Origin of the sequence: Hirschia maritima DSM 19733, assembly GCF_000378345.1 — a bacterium.
In the GTDB taxonomy this organism is placed as follows: Bacteria; Pseudomonadota; Alphaproteobacteria; order Caulobacterales; family Hyphomonadaceae; genus Hirschia; species Hirschia maritima.
Window position 1 is genome coordinate 98,116 of the sequence record NZ_KB899548.1, and the last position, 14,490, is coordinate 112,605.

Sequence of the window (14,490 nt, forward strand, 5' to 3'; positions counted from 1 at the left end):
CCATCAAACTAGATTAGCGCATCTGCACCATATCAGTGGCCAAGCGGTTCATTTTGAAGATCACTTGGGTGTTGAATACTACATCCATAATTGTGACGGCGAATGCCAACCACATGGAAAGCGATTCAAACATAGTAAGTTGAGCGACACCAACGATCGAAAGAATAGCGATCATTAGAAGCGTAAATAGTGGAGCCAAAGAGAAAAAGAAATCGAATATTGGACGATCATTCCCAACATTTGAATAGGCCGCCATTCCACTTTGCAAAGAAAGGTAGACGAGGCACACCATTGCAACTGAGAACATTCCAGCAGCTTCGGTCCCTAATGGAATAATTGTTATGTTTGTTAGTGCGAACATCGCCAGATAGATGGAAAACATAATCGAAGATCCTTCGCGGAAGAAGAAATTCAGATATTTCATTGTTTGTCCTTTCATTCGTGTGGCGATGAATACGTATGATATCATCATTATTGCAATTATGTGGCAGAATCTCGAATCTGATAAAAATGTGCGCTTTTAAACTAGTTTATGGTGTCGGTAAGGATTGTTTTTTCTAGACCATGTCTAAAATTGTGTGTCACATTACCTTTTGGGGAGAGATTCGGATTTCCGATCTTGTTGTTGAAACGATATTGGCCGTAACTTTATAAGCGGTACGAAGGAATGGGGATGACCATATTTCTTCATCATTATCCAGCCTCTTCTTTTGCTGAAAAGGTGAGGGTGTTATTAGGGTATCTGAAGCTTGAGTGGCAATCAGTGCCGATAGAACCTATTGCACCACGTCCAGACTTGGATTTGCTCACAGGTGGTTATCGTCGAACGCCTGTTTTGCAGATCGATTCCAATATTTATTGCGACACACATCTGATTGCGCGTACTTTGGCTGATCATGCCTTTGATGAAACCTTATTTGCGCATGGTTTTGTAGCTGAACGTATTTCTGAATGGGCAGACCATCAATTGATTGATGTCTGCAGAACTTTAAACATGCGTCCCGAAGCCATATCGGATACAATTGAACGAATAGCACCGGGCAAAGTTGCAGCATTTAAAAAAGATCGAGCAGCATTATTTAAGGGGTCATCCAAACAAAAACTCAGTCCCGAAACTGCATTGGCTTTTCTGACAACTTATCTCAATCAGCTCAATAACTGGTTAGACAATGCTTTTATGTTTGGAAAGTTACCCTCAATTGCAGACTTTTCTGTGTATCATTGTTTGTGGTCTTTGGCTCAGAGTCCATTAAATTCAACGCTTCTTTATCCTTACGCAAATGTGTGTGATTGGATGGAGCGCGTGCATGCGTTTGGGCATGGTTTGTTTGAAGATTCGGATGCTCAGGAAGCCATAGATCATGCTTTTGATACTTTTCCTGAGCTTCCTTTTGTAACGACGTTATTGCTGCCAGGTTTCCAGATCGGAGACTATGTGAAGGTCACCCCCGTGGACTATGGGTGTGTTTCGGTAGTGGGAGAATTGCTCGCCATGTCAGCTGATCAAATCATTGTTGGACGAGAAACAGATGAAACAGGTGGTGTGATCTGTCATTTTCCAATAAGCGGCTATGAAATCAGAAAACTTGAAGAGCATTAAATACCAGAGCTCTTATTTTGGACTTTATGGAAGAGTGTTCATGCTAAAGATTGATATCAATGAACTTAAGAAACGTCCGATTCCAGCGTTTGGTCCGGTAAATAAATTGAAGCAGGGCTTTCGACAAGAAGTCGATATTGATCGAAGCAATGCGCTTTTTGACGAACAGATGGTTGATGTGCGTTCGCTTGGAATTGCTGGCGATAACCATTACTTCACTGTTTCCAACCCTCCATACTTTCAAAAGGTTCCCGGAGCGATTGAGGAGTTATATTTACGTGAGAGTGTTGCGAACAAATTAGTGCAAGCCAATGCTGGCCTCAGTGAATACGGACTTGAGCTATACTTGTTTGATGGTTGGCGTCCTCAGTCGATCCAAAAGCATTTTCATGGAGTTTGGTTTCCTGATTGGCTGAGAGAACACCGGCCAGACATTCCTGAGCAAAACTTGATGGAGGAAGTGGAGAAATATTGGTCTCCGCCGAGTGAAGGTGAAAATTCTCCTTCTCCGCACTCAACGGGGGGGGCTACAGATCTTACGCTTCGTTTTAAAGATACACTTCAGCCTCTCTATATGGGAGGAATTTTTGATGATCTAACGGAGAATGCTCACGCTGATTGGTTTGAACGTTCGGAACCTCAATCCATGTCGGATACGGAGGCGCGTTCGAATAGACGGTTGTTATATTGGGTGATGGACGAAGCCGGTTTTTGTCACAACCCAACTGAATGGTGGCATTTTTCTTATGGTGATCAAATGTGGGCAAGATTAAAACAGAAGCCTGCTGCATTGTTTGGGGGTGTTTCACCATAGGTTGGTGTCCTGCTGACATAAACTGACATTCATTCAGTATATGAATCCTAACCTTAATTAGAGGAAGGGATTTCAAGATATGAAATTGAATTATTTTGTTGTTGGCACCAATGATATGGATGCAGCCGTCAGGTTTTATGATGCTTTGTTTGGAGAAACAGGTCCAAAACAAACGCTTGCTAATGAACGAATGACGTATTGGCAGGATGAAAGTTTTGCGTTTGCAGTTGCCAAGCCTTTTGATGGACAATCGGCGACACATGGAAACGGTACAATGTTCGGGTTTGGTGTTGAGTCTCAAGATGAAGTGAAAAGACTTCATCACAAGGTTATAGAGCTTGGTGGAGTTTGCGATGGCGAGCCGGGTCAAAGAGGGCCAGTTTTCTCAGCTTATGCAAGAGATTTAGATAACAACAAGATCTCGTTTTACGTTTTCGCTGGGTGATTGTTTACCCAAATTTTGTTCCACGCTTTTCGTCATTGAACGCAAAAACAAATTTTATTCAAATTTATAGGTTTTTGTTGATAGTTCATTAGTTTTTTGAATTTGACTAGGCAGTTTTATCCTCATTGTGGGCAAGAATTTCCTAGTCGGGTGGGGTGTTTTTGCCGCTCTTAATCGTTTGTAATTAAATAAGAAAATATTATTTGTAAAATTGACTGAATCGCGAAGTGATTCGTTTTTTGTTAAGATACCAAGCGCACAATCCTCAGCATGGATAAGAGAGCGGTGGGTGCCTCAATAATTGAGGTGAAGAAGCTTTCTATAATAATAAATGCCAGGAGAGCTGTATATGTTGAAGAAATTCGTAAGTTACATTGCCACTGAAACTGAACTGAATTCAGACATGGCACGCTCAGCTCTTGGAGTCGTTCTTAACGCTGCAGACCGTCAAGGTTCTCAGTTTGCAGCATTAGTGTTTGAGAATGTCCCAGGTGCAAGAACATTATCTGCTACATCGGGAGTGGAAGTTGGCGCTGCAACAGGAATTATTGCGCGTTTGATTGAACAAACACCTGGTGGCCGTTCTGCGGTTGCTTTTCAAATGGTCCGTGATCTTCAAACTGCGGGTCTGGGAAATGAGCAGATTTCCAAATTGCTGCCGACGATTGCAGATTTTGCAAGAGCGGAATTAGGGTATCAAGGCGTAGGTCACATTGGTGACTTCTTGGGTGCTGGAGAAGCAGTAGAAAAAGTCAAAGTCGCTTAAGCGCTGACAAGGTTTTCTCCTCGAAAGGCGGATCTGTGACACATGTCGCGGGTCCGCTTTTTGTTTGAGCCTCTTTTCACACCGGTCTCTCAATTCTGTGATGATGAGTTAATTGCTGTGTGATGAAGAAAACTGCATAAACAATATCAAACGTAATGGCCTAGCAGCTTATAGCTTATCCCTAAGCATAAAGTTAGAGATCGAGCCCCCCATACGATCTCGATTTGCGTTTTAGAAGTTCTCTGGCTTCTGGGTTATTTAACACCCTCTAGTCCCATTCCCAGAAGTCAGAGAATATTTCATCTGTTATTTTGGTGTATTTTTCCAATGTTGGATTGAGAGTTTTGTTTGTTCGTCATCGGCATATTGCTGCGCGTATGAAAAATATATAGCCGCTTGGCTTGTCTCTCCGTTTTGTCGATATATTTCTGCTTGTGCAAAAGCTGCTTTCCAATTGTCGGGGGCAAAGCTTTCTACTTGTTTCGCCAATTTCAAAGATTCAGCAGTGTTTCCATATTTGATCAAACAGAGAGTTTGGTCTGCTAGAGCTTCAATATCCCAAGGATTGACGTCAATTTTCGTAAGTGCAGCGTCACAGGTTTCGTTCGTTGGTTGAAGCAATGATAGCGAGGGTGGTTTTTTGCCGGCATGGTCGCTAGTTGAAGGTGTTGGGTTATTTGGAGATGGTTGATCGATTTTGCGTTTCTTGGGTGCGGGGGAAATCAGACGGGTAGTGATCAAAATAGCATTTTGGAATATTTCGGTCTTGATATCGCTGATTGGCGCAGTCTGAAATTTCAACAAGCTTGTACGAGTTGATGAATCCTGACTGATTGTTGCCGCTGAAACATATTTATATGGAGGTGGGTCGATTATAGCATTGCTGAGTGCAAGCCCATTTACGGACACGGTGAAGCCACCGGATTGCAACTGACTTGCTGCAATATCAGGCTGAGCGTTTAGCTTTATGAGTAGTTTTAGAGAATGGCCATCAGCATCTGCAACAATGTCGATAATCTTTGCAGATTGAAAATCATTGTGATTATGAGAAAACACGTTTTGTGAATACGCGGGAGTGACGTTTGCCTGTAGATATACAGCAGAAACAATGCCTAAACTTGCGAGCAAAGCGCGTGTGCAATTTGTATTCATGCGTAATTCTTCTGTTTTCCTAAGATTGAACTTCGAGACTATGTACTAAAAAACATAAAGATAATTGGTAAATTTTGCTTTCTCATGATTAATATGTGGAGAGAATCTAAAATTTGAGACAAGCATCACATATGCTATCGGTACTTGCGCATTCCAGAGTTTGAAGGAAAGCTTATAAAATCAAATTGAACTCATAGTGCATTTAGGTGAGGGGTAGCTCGCTAAATGCAGAAGGGGAAACAGATGAAAAAGGTTTTGACTGCATGCGCATTGTTTCTAAGTGCTGGAACAACGGGATGTGTAACTGATGGTAACCAAGATATTGTGAATATTCTGGGAGGAGTTGCTGAATTAGCAGGCCCCGTGACAACTCAGGAAGTTGGTCTGGGTCTTAAGGAGGCACTCTCAGTTGGAACGGGGCGTGTTATTGACAACGTTTCAATGCCCAATGGATATTTTGAAGATTCAGCCATCAAGATTGGTCTTCCTGGAGAGTTGGGAAAAGTTCAAAAATCACTGGGTCGTATAGGCATGGATGGTTCGTTGAACGAACTGGAATTAAAGATGAATCGCGCTGCTGAGGAAGCTGCGCCTAAAGCCAAACAATTATTTATCTCAGCTGTAACGTCTATGACGATTGATGATGCAATGGGGTTATTGAACGGTGGTGATACAGCGGCAACCGAATTTTTGAGAACTAAGACCGAAGCAAATTTACGTCAGGAATTTAAACCAATCGTGGTTTCATCTCTAGCGCAAGTTGGTGCATTGGATCAGGCTGAAACGGTGATTGGCAAATATCTGCCATCGAATATGGTGTCGAGCATGCGCACCGAACTCGTAAATTATGCGGTTGATGGGGCGCTAGATGGATTATTCCACTATCTTGCTGAAGAAGAGCAGGCTATACGAAATGATCCTGGTAAACAGACAACTAAACTCCTGAAAAGGGTATTTGGAGGCTAGCTTCTCTTGCTTCGTAGATTTCGTGTAGAATTGGATGCTGGTGAGGTTGCCGGTATATCTTTTGGTGAGCCGACTCAGCCCACACAAGCATTATTTCTTCATGCGAATGGCTTTAACGCCATGACGTATCAGTCGATATTGGAGCCGCTTGGTAATTTGTGGCATGTCGCTGCAATTGATTTGCGCGGGCATGGTCGCACGACCTTGCACGCAGATCCAAGAAAGCTGAAGAGCTGGAATCAATATCGCGATGATGTGATCGAGGTGATTGAAAAGATAGCACCCGAAGGATTGGTGCTATCGGGCCATTCTATGGGAGCGACAGTTTCTCTGCTTGTTGCTCGCAAACGACCTGATCTTGTTAAAGGTTTGGTTTTGGCCGATCCCGTTATTTTGTCTGCGCCCTTATATTTTGCGATGCATATACCATTGGTGTCATCGCTCATCGGTTCGCAAATTCCTGAAGTTAAAGGAACTTTGAAACGGAAAGTTCATTTTGACAGTGTTGAAGAAGCAGAAGAAAATCTGAAGGGAAGAGGAGCTTTCGCGACTTGGCGTGCACCATTTCTCACTGATTATCTGAGTGATGGCTTGACGCCCACAGAGGGAACAGCGGGTAAATTAGCTTGTGAACCAGCTTGGGAAGCAGCTGGATATCGTGCGCAGAAAAATCGTCCTTGGGCTGCAATTTATTCGATGAAAAAGAAACGTTTTCCTTTTATTCTTTTGCAAGGTGAGAAGAAGTCAACAAGCGTTTCTGATATTGATCAGCGCATTCATTCCGTACGTCCTGATGCTGCAGTAACGCGTGTGCCTGGAACGACGCATTTCCTGCCGATGGAGCGGCCTTATGTTGTTCGCGATGCTATCAGAATTTTGATCGAGACGGCTGCTGGCTTAAATGACGGTACCGATTATCTTGGTGCCGTAAAACGAACCATCAATGATTCAATTGGGCAGATATATTAGCGCCTTACTTTTGAACCGAGGCGATGAGTACATTGTTCGTGAAGTGCATTTATTTGACTATTTGATTTGACGAATTATGCCGTCTGCTAAGTAGTCAAATACTCGTCGCACTCTCAAGTTTGATTTTAATTCTGAATGAGCAATTAGCCAGATGGGATAGGTTGATAATGTATTCGGAAGGTCGATCCTTGTTACATTTGGGGTTGAATCACCAATTTCTTTTTGGACTATCCCTATACCCATTCCGGCTTGCACCATTTGCCAACAAACAATGTGGTCGTCACTTCGAAAAGCAAAGAAGTCTCTATCGACCTCAATGCCGTAACGATGCATTCCTGTAATAATTAGGTCACTTGTGTCAAAGCCGATTACATCGTGTTCCCACAGATCATTCGCAGTTTCAGGTGGACCATGTCGATCGAGATATGTGTTTGATGCGTATAAAGAAAATTCCATATCTCCAAGTTTTTTTGCGTATAAATTAGATTGAGTAGGAGTGACTAGCCTTACCGCTATGTCGGCCTCTCGCCGAACTAAATTTTCAGTCTTGTTGGAGGCAACAAGTTCGATGTCGATTAGAGGTTCTTCTAATCGAAGTGAAGAAATTATGTTTGGCAAAATATAAGTTGCCATCATTGTTGCAGCTGTAACTCGAACTGTGCCGCTAATAGTTTGGTTTGTTCCATCGACGGCCATTGATAAGTGGCCGACCGAATTCGCCATGTCATTTGCATATTTATAAACACTCAAACCAGGTTTGGTTAGCTCGACACCGTTTACGGTACGTTCAAAAAGACGTGTGTCTAGTTGTTGTTCCAATAGAGAAATATGACGACTCAATGATGCTTGGCTACTGCCTGTTTCTCGCGCTGCAGCTGAGAAAGAACCGTGTTCGCAGACGGTGACAAATGATTGCAACAAAGACCAATCTAGGTTTTTCATTCTTCCATCCAAATATGAATAGTTTAATTCATTATTTGGCAGTTATCAATTCAATAATGAGTATCCATATCTGAAGCCTGTTCAAATTTTTTAGTGGAGACAGGTTATGTTCAGAATAATAAAGCGTTCTTTTTTGGTGCTGAGTTCTGTCGTTTTAATTGGCGGCACTTCCGCTCTTGCTCAGGAAGAGGTGACTTTTCAGTTTGATCCATCTTCTTCAGTGGAGCAGAATTATGAAGATTTCAAAAGCACAGCAAAACGGGCTTGCAATCGCACACCATATTTCTATCCATATAAGCTCGTATTAGCGTGTAGAGCGGACTTGTTGGAACAAGCAATCAATGGTGTTGGGATGAACGTGTTAACGATGCACCATCAGTCAAGTTTAAGTGAAATCAAGTTTGCCGAAAATCAAACATTCGATAGCGCATCTATGGAAGCGTCGCATCAGAGTATTGAGTAATCACCTTAAAACCACAATCCTTTAGGAATGACTTTTTGCATCGTTTCAAAAGACCCTTCAGGTGGCATGACGGCTTTGCGTTTATCTAAATCAAAGCGGACCAGTGTGGCTTGCGCAGTTGCGTAAGCCAATTGGGTGTTGGGGTCCATTATCCAATAGTGAACTCCCCAAGTTTTTCCCTGTTGTTCGCCAAGGCCTGCATAGATGTGAAAACTATCGCCGGCGCTGGGAAGGTTATGGAATGCAAATCGATATTCCAGCGCAGCTGTTCCAATCCTTTGTTCTGTATCGTCGGGAGTGGGGCTTCGCGTCATACCAACATCCAAAGTATCTGCCAGATGAGGCGCTGAATCAGAAAGTCGACCAATGAAAAATTCGGTCTTCATATTGCCAAATACATCACACTGATCAGGAAGGATTAGGCCAGTACCAACTCTAATAGGATGGATCTTTTCAACATCCTGCATTGTTGGCTGATTAAGCGGTGGTGTATCGACTGAAATGGACCGCGGACCAAGTTGATCAGGCATCTCAGCCGGAATGGAATTGAAAAATTCAATCGTTTTAGGAGACCATAAAAAGGCTTGATCTGTATGAATGTCTATATGTTCTAATTCGCATCTGAAGACCGCGCAGGGCGTATCATCCAAATGGTTGAGCTGAAAGTAAACTTTGACTGATGTATCTAAAGTCCCAACGACGCCGGCTTTCATATAGAAAGGCAGGCCTGCATGTGCCTCTCTCAGAAAACGAATGTGTAAGTCTTTGAGTTTTACCGTAGATGGCGCATTAATTTTAAAAGCTTGCGGCATTCCCATTTCGTGACAGAAAACACCGACACCTTCCATTAATTTGGCAAGATAGAAACGCACATTCATGTGCCCCATTTCATCGCATTCCCATGCATTTGGTGATCCGCGATACACTTCTATCATTGGTGATTTTTCCCAGAATTTTTATGGAATATGTATTTTAGGTGATGTCTTAATTAGCTTTGACAGTTTTTGCAAAGGCCGCGAACTTCAATAACTGCACTTGAGAATTGGAAAGACATTTTACTTGTCTCTTGTTTCAATGCCTGCAGAGTAGAATCTGAAGACATTTCCAAGGCGAGTTCACATTTTTCACAAATCAAAAAAGCTGCAGAGTGGTGGTGGTCAGAATGACCACACGCAACATATGCATTGAGGCTTTCGATCTTATGCGCCAAACCCTGTTCGAGTAGAAAGTCTAGTGCACGATAAACTGTAGGTGGTTTTGCTGGAGACGTGTCCCCATCGCTGATTTGTTGTAGCAAATCATATGCTTTGGCGGGACCATTTGCTTTTAACAATAATTCCAACACGCGTTGCCTCAACGGTGTTAGCCTTGCACCATTTGATTGGCAGATACGTTCGGCAGTTGCCAAGGCGTCATCTATATTGCTGCTCGAGCAGGAAAGGTGAGTCTCTGTCATGCCGACACTTTCGGCTTTTCAACAAAGAACGACAAGCTCCAATTTGGAAATTAATCAAAAAAAACGCTAACTTTCCTTTGCAGGTGGAGTTAGCGTTAAGTTCAGGTCCTTCACGCGAGGGCGCATGAATTCTTTAAAGAGGAGGGCGGCACTGACTACTCTGGCGTGTGAGGAAGAAGAAATAGTCAGTGCCAAGTTTTACCCATTGGCGTGGGTAATCTGAGAAAAACTAAAATTTGTAGCCCATACCGACTCCCAGGATGACGGGGTCAATATCAACATCTGCATCTACAATTACAGATTCAGCGCCCAGAGCGGCACCTAAAGCAGTTGTTAGGTCAACTTTCACATCTGTATTCATCCAGATCTTTTTAACATCGACATTGACTGCCCAACCACCTTTTTGGCCATCAAGGTCGTAGTCAAACCCAGCTTGAAGAGCAGGTCCAAAGCTTGGGTCATAATCAATAGAGTCTGCCACTGAGCCTTCATCTTCGTTGAAGAAGAGAGTGTAGTTAATGCCTGCACCAACATATGGCTTGAAAGAACCTAATTGAGTAAAGTGGTATTGTGCAGTCAGAGTTGGTGGAAGTAGCCACACATCACCTAGATCAACACTGCCAAGCTCGCCGACAACAGGAACGACCAATCCCTTAGTGTCCACATCATGTGGTGTGACCCCCAAGATCAGCTCAAATGCAATGTTGTCATTCAGAAAATAGGAAATATCCAATTCAGGAACGATACTTGTGTTGATATCTACATCTCCAACAAGTTCGGTTCCGCCAACTGAAAGGTTAGCTGCTTCATCAGGGATTACGTTCAATGCACGAACGCGAACCATCCATGGGTTATCTGCTTCAGCTACAGCTGTACCAGCACCGATACACATCAATGATGCTGCAACGAATGATTTTGAAATGCGACCCATAATATATCCCTTTTAAATTCGATGGGGGAGGCAAAATAAAGAGTGATTTGCTTTTTCTCTTTATCCTTAGTTTGTATATGGATATATAGCCCCTAAATAAATGTGGAATAGATGGCGGTTTGACGCGTGGCGAGTTGACGCATGGATTTTGTTCTATTTGGAATAATGGCATTGAACTGAATCTATTAAGTGACGAATTATAAGCTGCCACGAGCTGCAATATGCAGAACAAATTCCATTGATGAACGCTTGTTCTGTTCCAGCAATTTAATAAAAGAAAAAAAGTTCTACATAATGTTTCGGTATCGCAACGAAAGTTGCGATGTTCTTGTTCTGTGCTGACGCTTTGAATCTTTTAGATTATTCTGATTTCGAGCTAACAGAATGATTTAGCGGACTCCTAAAGGTAAAAACTAAGTTAACGCCAAAGAGAATAAAAGTACTTGAAAATGAGAACAAAAGTGGAATATGTATATCTCAACAGAACGGAGAGAGAACATGTTTCAGTCAATCAACTTTTGCGGTGTTAGCGGTCAATCATATAAATTCGAAGCTATTAAATTGCGTGACAATGCGTGGACAAGCCAAGCAGGAATTATTCTGTTTACAACCGCCGATGGGCGCGTTGTAAAATTAGATGAGCAATTTGGTAAAGTAGAAGATATCACAGCAATTTGGCGCTGGCGCGAAGCACAACGGTTTGGCGCGACACACATGTATATCCGTCACCAAAAAGACAGGGGAGTACGATTGGCTGAAATTGATGATTTGCGCGCTGGCTTGAACCCTGTGTGTGATGCTCCAAGTGACGCATATGAAACAGCATCCGAAAGTGCCCGTGTTGTAATGCCTTTGGCGGCTTAAGGGTTTACGTTCTTCTAGAAAGGAAGAACATCAGCCACTCTCTAATTCGTTTGAAAGAATTCAATACGTAGATGGCATATTCACAACAGATTCCCCGTTTCGATCTATAGTGAAGCTAGGTATCTCATACGCCCCATCGCCCGAGAATACTTTCCGATATTCCATCATTCGGATCTACATATTGATTGCGCCCGCAGTGTTCGCCTACGCTGCGGGCGTCTTTTATTCAGCGACTGACTTTTCTTCTGTTTTTTGTTCTAGCCATTTTGTGACATCTTGTTTCACTAAGGTTAAAGGGCGTGCTCCAGCATCTAGAATGACAGCGTGAAATTCTTTCAAATTGAACGCATTTCCCAGTTTTAAATCAGCTTCATCTCTCATGGCCCTAAATTCATTTCGACCAACCATATAGACGCAAGCTTGCCCCGGCCAAACCGAATAGCGGTCTACTTCATCTTGCATGGCGCTATTAGAATATCCTGTCGTGTCCACTAAGTATTGAACTGCTTGATCGCGCGTCCAACTTTGTGAATGGATGCCAGTATCGACGACTAGACGTGCAGATCTAAATAATAATGATTGCAGATATCCAATCCGGCCGAGCGGATCATCAGCATATATTCCCGTTTCATCAGCTAAGTCTTCTGCATATACTCCCCATCCTTCAATGAAAGCAGGGAAGTGAGCAATGCGTTGCACAAGAGGCAGGTCAGTTCTGCGTTGAATAGCTTGTTGTAGATGATGACCTGGGATTGTTTCATGAAAGCTGAGAGTTTTAAGGGTCCAACTCGGCCAATCGACGATATTCTGAAGATTAATGTAAAAATTAGCTATTTGGAACTGTCCCAAAGGACCCGCATCATAAAAACTGCCTAGCGCCAAATAGGCAGATTTCTCTGGTGTTTGTTGAACCAATAATGGTGGCAGCGCGCCGATATTGAAAGTGTTAGCGACAATTGGATCCATCAAAGCGATGTGGTTTTGTACATCAGCCAATAGTTGGTTTCGTCCCTCAAGTGAGTCTTCGTAAAGATATTCAGTGTTAGCCGAAAGTTCTGTTAGCCGAATGCCTACACTGTTTTCCGATAGGTTTTGTTCAGACAACATGAGATCTAGTTGGGCTGAAATATCGGATACCAAATCCAATCCCAACTGATGTAGATCTTCAGGTGTTTGAGGTGAAAGAGAAAAACTGTCCAAGATAGTTTGATAATATTCTGCACCATCAGGAATAATTGAAATTCCATGGAAGGTGGGAGTATCTGTTTTAGAAGTTTCCATTTCTTCGATTAATCGCAAATAAGCAGGACGAATATCATTCTCCAAAATCGAATGAGCTTGATTCAATAATGACTGTCCTGATTGGATGTCGAGATTTTCTAAATATTCTAACCCATATTGAAGCGTTGTTGTGAAAGGGCTTTGATCCGGAGATTGATCATATATCGCTTGAGCGTTTGCTATGATTTTATCAAGAATGAAACTGGAGGGAATAACTCCATTTTTTTTGTCAGCAATGAAATGTGAAATTTCGTCATCAATTGCTTGAGATACTTGCGATAACCGCTCCACATATTCTTGCGCATCTCTTAAATCATTGATGGGGTGGTGGTGTGCCAAAAAAGCAGGAATTTCGAGATAGGCACCATCCAAATGGGTTATGATATATGGTCTATTGGAGAATAAGTCTGTGTTCCCAAATTGGTAATTGCTAAAGTCGGTTGAGGCTTTCAAAAGGTGAGAAAGAACAGCATGTGAATTGCGCTGATCGGGCGGTAAATGAGCTGGATTGATCGCGGATAAAGAATGCAGTTTTTCAAGCCGCGTGACCTGCATTTTGCTCATTGAGGCAAAAGAGCGATCGGTTAGTTGATGGTTTGAAGAGATAGCAAAAGAAATTTTCTGTTGATCTAATTTGCTTCTCAATTCAGGCGAATGGATCATTTCATCTTGAATGATGCTAATCAGAAGGTCGTCGAACACCTCAGTCGTGTCTTTGTGATTAGGTTGGCATGCATTGAGGAAAACCATGCAAAACAGACATAAAACAGTCATGTGGTTCAGAAGTCTGTGCATTTTTGACGAATTCCTGTGCTGGGATCTCAAAGGCTGGTTGTGAACAAATCACTTTTCCGTTAATAGCGTCTAATCATCAAGGCAGGAGCTACAATTATGGATAACAATGCAGGTGGCGGTCAGCCCCAACAACCGGAACTTTCTGGTAACGTGCTTTTTTATAACAAGCCAGAGCCACTAACACTTGAGGCACACAAAAACCTTGGTGTTAAGCAGGTTTCAAACCCATTCACTTTCTTGCGTTCCGCACACGCAATTCCAGTAACAGTAAGTGAATTTGGTATAGCGTCTGCCTCTTACCCAGTGATTTTTGTGGGTGAAGATAAAACACCAGTTGCTGTGACAGGTGTTCGTCAAGGTGAAAACGAATTTGTCGACGATCAAGGAATTCCTGACCCAGACCACTACGTGCCAGCTTTCGCACGTCGTTACCCATTCGTATTTGCTTCAGACAATCAAGCAGACCGTTTGCTTCTTTGTGTAGACACAACAGCACCAATGGTTTCTGATCAGCCAGACGTACCTTTCTTCGAAGGTGATCAACCATCAAAATTCACTCAAGATGCTATGGAGTTCTGTAAAGAGTTTGAGCGTCAACGCCGTGCTACTGCAGAATTCGTGAAAATGATGGATGATGCAGGCCTTCTAGAACAAAAGTCAGTTTCTTTCACACCGCGTGATGCAAACGGACAAGAAGGTGAGCCGCAGAAAATCGCTGATTACTTTGCTGTATCTGAAGAAAAATTGAATGCTTTGGATCCTGCGAAATTCATGGAGCTTAAAGATGCTGGTGCTCTTCCAGCTGTTTACGCACACATGGTGTCCTTGTTGAACTGGCCACGTGTCATTCAGCGTGCAATGCGTCGTCTTCAAACAGCTCAAGCGCAAGCTTCTCAAACACCAGTTTCTTAAACCGAAACTGAAATGTGAATACAGAAAGCCGGATACCGTTGGTGTGTCCGGCTTTTTTTGTCTCACATCTAAGCAATTTGAGTTCACGTCTTTGTTAGGTAGCTAGTCGGTAGGACTTCTTTGGCATATTGAAG

The 14,490-nt window shown here is 42.8% G+C and carries 16 protein-coding genes; 9 read left to right on the plus strand and 7 right to left on the minus strand.

The features are described 5' to 3' along the window. Positions 1-13 precede the first annotated feature (13 nt). Complete coding sequence (locus F551_RS0113675) at positions 14-424, minus strand: hypothetical protein (protein ID WP_233355260.1); 411 nt, start codon at positions 422-424, stop codon at positions 14-16. 249 nt (positions 425-673) lie between these two features. Here F551_RS0113675 and F551_RS0113680 point away from each other — a divergent pair, with 249 nt between their 5' ends. The 4 genes from F551_RS0113680 to F551_RS0113695 all read left to right on the plus strand — a co-directional run bounded on the left by F551_RS0113680 (position 674) and on the right by F551_RS0113695 (position 3,625). Then, positions 674-1,600, plus strand: a complete 927-nt coding sequence (locus tag F551_RS0113680; RefSeq protein ID WP_018998084.1) for a glutathione S-transferase family protein — start codon at positions 674-676, stop codon at positions 1,598-1,600. 40 nt (positions 1,601-1,640) lie between these two features. Continuing rightward, positions 1,641-2,414 (plus strand): M15 family metallopeptidase, encoded by a 774-nt coding sequence (locus F551_RS0113685; protein ID WP_018998085.1) that lies wholly within the window; start codon positions 1,641-1,643, stop codon positions 2,412-2,414. Positions 2,415-2,493: 79 nt separating this feature from the next. Beyond that, positions 2,494-2,859 carry a VOC family protein gene (locus F551_RS0113690; protein WP_018998086.1) on the plus strand — a complete coding sequence of 122 codons (366 nt, stop codon included), beginning with the start codon at positions 2,494-2,496 and terminating at the stop codon, positions 2,857-2,859. A gap of 349 nt (positions 2,860-3,208) precedes the next feature. Then, positions 3,209-3,625, plus strand: coding sequence for a hypothetical protein (locus F551_RS0113695; RefSeq protein ID WP_155826050.1), 417 nt, complete (start codon positions 3,209-3,211; stop codon positions 3,623-3,625). Positions 3,626-3,931: 306 nt separating this feature from the next. Here F551_RS0113695 and F551_RS0113700 read toward each other — a convergent pair whose 3' ends face one another. Next, positions 3,932-4,777, minus strand: coding sequence for a tetratricopeptide repeat protein (locus F551_RS0113700; protein ID WP_018998088.1), 846 nt, complete (start codon positions 4,775-4,777; stop codon positions 3,932-3,934). Positions 4,778-5,020: 243 nt separating this feature from the next. On the opposite strand from F551_RS0113700, the gene F551_RS0113705 reads away from it, so the two are divergent. Both F551_RS0113705 and F551_RS0113710 read left to right on the plus strand, forming a co-directional pair. Next, positions 5,021-5,743: a DUF4197 domain-containing protein gene (locus tag F551_RS0113705; protein WP_018998089.1), complete on the plus strand. Its 723-nt coding sequence runs from the start codon at positions 5,021-5,023 to the stop codon at positions 5,741-5,743. Positions 5,744-5,749: 6 nt separating this feature from the next. Beyond that, entirely contained in the window at positions 5,750-6,712 is a 963-nt protein-coding gene (locus F551_RS0113710) for an alpha/beta fold hydrolase (protein ID WP_018998090.1), read from the plus strand. A 57-nt stretch (positions 6,713-6,769) separates the two neighbouring features. On the opposite strand, the gene F551_RS0113715 is transcribed toward F551_RS0113710, so the two are convergent. Beyond that, positions 6,770-7,654, minus strand: a complete 885-nt coding sequence (locus F551_RS0113715) for a LysR family transcriptional regulator (RefSeq protein WP_018998091.1) — start codon at positions 7,652-7,654, stop codon at positions 6,770-6,772. A 106-nt stretch (positions 7,655-7,760) separates the two neighbouring features. On the opposite strand from F551_RS0113715, the gene F551_RS0113720 reads away from it, so the two are divergent. Further along, a complete protein-coding gene (locus F551_RS0113720; protein WP_018998092.1) occupies positions 7,761-8,117 on the plus strand; it encodes a hypothetical protein in 357 nt (118 codons plus the stop codon). A gap of 5 nt (positions 8,118-8,122) precedes the next feature. Here the strand turns inward: F551_RS0113720 and F551_RS0113725 are convergent, their stop codons facing one another. The 3 genes from F551_RS0113725 to F551_RS0113735 form a co-directional block, all read right to left on the minus strand. After that, complete coding sequence (locus tag F551_RS0113725; protein ID WP_018998093.1) at positions 8,123-9,052, minus strand: acyl-ACP thioesterase; 930 nt, start codon at positions 9,050-9,052, stop codon at positions 8,123-8,125. 53 nt (positions 9,053-9,105) lie between these two features. Then, the gene (locus F551_RS0113730; protein WP_026296842.1) at positions 9,106-9,573 is read right to left on the minus strand and encodes a transcriptional repressor; all 468 of its coding nucleotides are present in this window, start codon (positions 9,571-9,573) and stop codon (positions 9,106-9,108) included. A gap of 229 nt (positions 9,574-9,802) precedes the next feature. Continuing rightward, positions 9,803-10,504, minus strand: coding sequence for an OmpW/AlkL family protein (locus tag F551_RS0113735; protein WP_018998095.1), 702 nt, complete (start codon positions 10,502-10,504; stop codon positions 9,803-9,805). 498 nt (positions 10,505-11,002) lie between these two features. Between F551_RS0113735 and F551_RS0113740 the strand changes: the two genes are divergently transcribed. After that, positions 11,003-11,368, plus strand: a complete 366-nt coding sequence (locus F551_RS0113740; protein WP_155826052.1) for a hypothetical protein — start codon at positions 11,003-11,005, stop codon at positions 11,366-11,368. Positions 11,369-11,590: 222 nt separating this feature from the next. Here the strand turns inward: F551_RS0113740 and F551_RS0113745 are convergent, their stop codons facing one another. Then, positions 11,591-13,444 carry a DUF885 domain-containing protein gene (locus F551_RS0113745; protein WP_018998097.1) on the minus strand — a complete coding sequence of 618 codons (1,854 nt, stop codon included), beginning with the start codon at positions 13,442-13,444 and terminating at the stop codon, positions 11,591-11,593. Between the two features lie 96 nt (positions 13,445-13,540). Between F551_RS0113745 and F551_RS0113750 the strand changes: the two genes are divergently transcribed. Continuing rightward, complete coding sequence (locus F551_RS0113750; RefSeq protein WP_018998098.1) at positions 13,541-14,356, plus strand: SapC family protein; 816 nt, start codon at positions 13,541-13,543, stop codon at positions 14,354-14,356. Positions 14,357-14,490: the final 134 nt, after the last annotated feature.

Excerpts from the sequence above, each read along its gene's own strand:
- F551_RS0113675 (WP_233355260.1), bottom strand. The coding sequence starts at position 424 with ATGAAATATCTGAATTTCTTCTTCCGCGAAGGATCTTCGATTATGTTT.
- F551_RS0113680 (WP_018998084.1), top strand. The coding sequence starts at position 674 with ATGACCATATTTCTTCATCATTATCCAGCCTCTTCTTTTGCTGAAAAG.
- F551_RS0113685 (WP_018998085.1), top strand. The coding sequence starts at position 1,641 with ATGCTAAAGATTGATATCAATGAACTTAAGAAACGTCCGATTCCAGCG.
- F551_RS0113690 (WP_018998086.1), top strand. The coding sequence starts at position 2,494 with ATGAAATTGAATTATTTTGTTGTTGGCACCAATGATATGGATGCAGCC.
- F551_RS0113695 (WP_155826050.1), top strand. The coding sequence starts at position 3,209 with ATGTTGAAGAAATTCGTAAGTTACATTGCCACTGAAACTGAACTGAAT.
- F551_RS0113700 (WP_018998088.1), bottom strand. The coding sequence starts at position 4,777 with ATGAATACAAATTGCACACGCGCTTTGCTCGCAAGTTTAGGCATTGTT.
- F551_RS0113705 (WP_018998089.1), top strand. The coding sequence starts at position 5,021 with ATGAAAAAGGTTTTGACTGCATGCGCATTGTTTCTAAGTGCTGGAACA.
- F551_RS0113715 (WP_018998091.1), bottom strand. The coding sequence starts at position 7,654 with ATGAAAAACCTAGATTGGTCTTTGTTGCAATCATTTGTCACCGTCTGC.
- F551_RS0113720 (WP_018998092.1), top strand. The coding sequence starts at position 7,761 with ATGTTCAGAATAATAAAGCGTTCTTTTTTGGTGCTGAGTTCTGTCGTT.
- F551_RS0113725 (WP_018998093.1), bottom strand. The coding sequence starts at position 9,052 with ATGATAGAAGTGTATCGCGGATCACCAAATGCATGGGAATGCGATGAA.
- F551_RS0113730 (WP_026296842.1), bottom strand. The coding sequence starts at position 9,573 with ATGACAGAGACTCACCTTTCCTGCTCGAGCAGCAATATAGATGACGCC.
- F551_RS0113735 (WP_018998095.1), bottom strand. The coding sequence starts at position 10,504 with ATGGGTCGCATTTCAAAATCATTCGTTGCAGCATCATTGATGTGTATC.
- F551_RS0113740 (WP_155826052.1), top strand. The coding sequence starts at position 11,003 with ATGTTTCAGTCAATCAACTTTTGCGGTGTTAGCGGTCAATCATATAAA.
- F551_RS0113745 (WP_018998097.1), bottom strand. The coding sequence starts at position 13,444 with ATGCACAGACTTCTGAACCACATGACTGTTTTATGTCTGTTTTGCATG.
- F551_RS0113750 (WP_018998098.1), top strand. The coding sequence starts at position 13,541 with ATGGATAACAATGCAGGTGGCGGTCAGCCCCAACAACCGGAACTTTCT.